Origin of the sequence: Saccharopolyspora sp., assembly GCF_017434145.1 — a bacterium.
In the GTDB taxonomy this organism is placed as follows: Bacteria; Actinomycetota; Actinomycetes; order Mycobacteriales; family Pseudonocardiaceae; genus Saccharopolyspora_C; species Saccharopolyspora_C galaxeae.
In genome coordinates this window covers 1-3,372 of the sequence record NZ_JAFRFW010000129.1, presented here as the reverse complement: position 1 = coordinate 3,372, position 3,372 = coordinate 1, and the positions used below count along the sequence as shown (strand labels likewise).

At 73.9% G+C, this 3,372-nt stretch carries 4 protein-coding genes and 1 pseudogene; 1 reads left to right on the top strand and 4 read right to left on the bottom strand.

What is annotated here, in order from left to right; translation table 11 throughout:
- A pseudogene (locus IJH84_RS03445) lies at positions 1-763 on the top strand (class I SAM-dependent methyltransferase); the annotation flags it as partial.
- A gap of 13 nt (positions 764-776) precedes the next feature.
- On the opposite strand, the gene IJH84_RS03440 reads toward IJH84_RS03445, so the two are convergent.
- From IJH84_RS03440 to IJH84_RS03425, 4 genes are all read right to left on the bottom strand, one after another.
- Positions 777-1,526 carry an alpha/beta hydrolase gene (locus IJH84_RS03440; protein ID WP_200070285.1) on the bottom strand — a complete coding sequence of 250 codons (750 nt, stop codon included), beginning with the start codon at positions 1,524-1,526 and terminating at the stop codon, positions 777-779.
- Positions 1,527-1,646: 120 nt separating this feature from the next.
- A complete protein-coding gene (locus IJH84_RS03435) occupies positions 1,647-1,961 on the bottom strand; it encodes a hypothetical protein (RefSeq protein ID WP_200070286.1) in 315 nt (104 codons plus the stop codon).
- Positions 1,962-2,030: 69 nt separating this feature from the next.
- Entirely contained in the window at positions 2,031-3,017 is a 987-nt protein-coding gene (locus IJH84_RS03430) for a DUF3558 family protein (protein ID WP_295140048.1), read from the bottom strand.
- A 71-nt stretch (positions 3,018-3,088) separates the two neighbouring features.
- Positions 3,089-3,372, bottom strand: a 284-nt coding sequence (locus IJH84_RS03425; protein WP_295140046.1) for an HPr family phosphocarrier protein, incomplete at its 5' end; no start/stop codon positions are given.

Sequence of the window (3,372 nt, the reverse complement as noted above, 5' to 3'; positions counted from 1 at the left end):
CCGGCACAACCTCGGACCTGGCGTCGCGCTGGCGCGAGCCGACGCGTTGCGCCCGGTCAGCACCGGTACCGCGATCGTCGCCGATCCCGCGCGCCGCGACGACGCCGGGCGGCGGCGGTGGAACCCGGCCGACCTGGTGCCACCGCTGGACGAGCTGCTGGAGGTGCACTCGGGCCGGGACGTGGTCGTGAAGTGCGCGCCGGGGCTGGACTTCGACGCGATGCCCGGCGGCGCCGAAATCGAGATCGTCTCGCTGGCCGGCCAGGTGCGGGAAGCCGCGGTGTGGCTCGGCGGCCTCGCCGATCCGGAAGTTCGCCGCCGCGCAACGGTGCTGCGCGCGGACGGTGGACGCGACGAACTCACCGACGGCGAGTCGGACGAGTGCCCGGTCCTCGACGCCGGCGAATGGATCGTCGACCCGGACGGCGCGGTCGTGCGGGCCGGACTGGTGCGGCAGTACGCCGCGCGGCACGGGCTGGCCCAGCTCGACCCGCGCATCGCCTACCTCACCGGTGACCGGCCGCCGCCGGGAGTGCGCGCGTTCCGGGTGCTCGACCACGGCCGCTACAGCGAAAAGACCCTGCGCAGCCTGCTGCGCAGGCACGACGTCGGCCGGCTGGAGATCATGGTGCGCGGCGTCGACATCGACCCGGACGCGTTGCGCCGCAAGCTGAAACCGCGCGGCGCGGCGGAAGCGACCGTCGTGCTCACCCGGATCGGCAGCACGCCGTTCGCGTACCTGTGCCGGGCCGAGCGGACCTGACCCGGGCGCCGGATCACTGCTCGACGATCGTCACCTGGCGCGTCTCCGAGGGGCCGTCCCAGGTGCGCGGCAGCGGCGTGCCGACCTCGGGGGCCACGACGCCGACGATCGCGTCCAGCGCGGACTCCGCCTTGCCCACCCACAGGTGCTTGGTGTCCGGGAAGCCGGTTACCTGCGCCTGCGGGATCGCGGCGAACCGCCGCCGGGCCTCCTCCGGGCGCAGGTAGTCGTCGAACTCCGGCACCAGCGCGTGCACCGGCTTGCCCGACTCGCCCCAGGACCGCAGATCGTCCTCGCTGCTCCAGCGCAGCGGCGGGGAGATCAGGATGGCGCCCTGGACCAGCGGGTCCAGGCCGTGCACCAGCGTCAGGTCGGTGCCGAAGGACCAGCCGAGCAGCCACACGTTCGGCAGGTCGTGGAACTCCGCGTACTCCAGCGCCGCGGCGACGTCGTAGCGCTCGGAGTTCCCGCCGTCGAAGCTGCCCTCGCTGCGGCCCGCCTCGCTGACCGTGCCGCGGGTGTTGAACCGCAGCACCGCCAGGTCCGCCAGCGCGGGCAGCCGGAACGCAGCCTTGCGGTAGATGTGCGAATCCATCATGCCGCCGTGCGTGGGCAGCGGGTGCAGGCACACCAGAGTGGCGCGCGGTGTCGCGTTCTCCGGCACCGAGAGTTCACCGATGAGCCCGAGCCCGTCGGCGGTGTGCAAGGTGATCTGCTCCCGCCGGGCGGGCAGCGCGGTGTTGGCGCGGATCTCGGTGCTCATCGCCACGATCCTCGCACGGCGATGCGGCCGCAAAGCTGTGAGATGCGGCGGGTTCGGTTCAACGCACCCGCTCGGACCCGACCACGACCACCCGGACAGGACGACCCTTGCGAGAGGCGATCAGGACCAGCGGCGGGTGGGGCCGCGACGGCGTCTGGCCTGCCAGCAGCCGTTGTGCCAGTGCCGCCGGTCCTCGACGTCGCCGAAATCGTCGGCGGGCCAGGCCACCACGTGCCCCACACCCGGCCGGACCTCGTGGTCGCAGCCCGGGCAGCGGTAGGTCTTGGTCGCCTGCGCCGCGGGCACGGTGCGCACGTTCCACTCGCCGTCCGGATCACGCTCCACCCGCGACCAGCCGAAACCGGAACCGAGCGGACGATTCCCGGACTGCGGCGGGCCACCGGAGGGGCGTTGCGGACGGTTGCGGCGCGGCACGCCCAACACGGTAACCGGCACGGCGCCGGGCTCCGAGAGTCCTTCGGGCGCGTCCCGCAGTGCGGGTGATCACGTCCGCGGCAGCTGCGGCCAAGCCCGCTCGGCCAGTCCGCGGGCGAAGTCGCAGGCGTCGATGCCGTCGCCGTCCGGGAACGCCACGACGAGCATCGCGACCTCGACCTGGCCGCGGTCGTCGCCGAACGGCACGTGCCCGGTCTCGGCCGAGCACAGCGGCACCCGAGGATCACCACCGACGACGCTGGTCACGGTGCGGCGCCCGGCGATCTGCTCCTCGGTCGCCGAGCCGTGCAGCACCGCGGGAGGGTCACCGGCGGTGTGCACCAGCTGCACCCGCGGCGACGCCGCATCGGCCTGGCCCCATTGGCACTGGTGCGCGGCGGGCCGCCCGCTCGGGGTGGCCCGCTCCAGGCCGGGCACCTGGCGAACGTCCGCGGTGTCCAGCACCGAACACGGGTCCACCAGCGCCAGCGAGTTCGGCGGGTAATCGCGGTGCTCGACGCGGTGCTGATCGATCGCCGCGACCGCGGTCCGCGTGCCGGCATCGGCGAGCCCGCACAGCCGGCCGCCCGGCTTGCCGTCCAGCAGGTCGGCGCTGACGCGCATGGCCGTGCGGTCCGGGAAGACGATCTGCCGCGCGCAGTGGCTCGGCACCGGAGCGTCCTGCACGACGTCGAACGAGCCGTTGCGCGTGACCGGATCGCCCTGCTGCTGCTCGGCCGGTGCGAGCTCACCGACCTTGAGCTGGGCGAGGCCGCCCTCGGGCAACCGCACCCGCAGCAGGCAGTAATCGAGCGAAACGGTGCCCGCGTTCTCCGCCCGGCCGAACTCGCCATGCCCGGACTCGTTCAGCGCCGCGGGATCGGCCAGCGAGCACGCGTCGATCGTGCGCGGATCACCCAGGACCGACTCGGCGGTCGTCGGGCCGGGCGGAGCCGCCTGCGCGGGCTTGCCCGGCGGTCCGCCGGTGCAGCCGGCGACCAGCAGCACCGCAGCCAGCAGAACCAGGACGCCAAGGAAGCGCGGTCGCGGCGGCATTTCGCAACCCTAACGCTCGATCACCGGCCGCAGCACCGGTCGCAACGCCCGCGTTGCGCGGACGGTGCGGCTCACTCGTCGAAGTTGCGCGCGGCGAGGTCGCGGACCTGCTGGATCGCCTGTTGCGCGTCCGCGCCGTCGGCGAGCAACGTGATCCGGTCGCCCTTGCGGGCACCCAGCCCCATCAGACCGAGCACGCTGGCACCGTCGGCCTCGTTGTCGCCCAGCCGGACCCGCACGCTGGCCCGCAACCCGGCGAGGCTGCGCGCGAGCAACGCCGCGGGCCGCGCGTGCAGACCCACCTCGTTCTCCAGCACGAGCTCGTCGCGGACCTCCTCGGCCGCCTCGGTCGGTG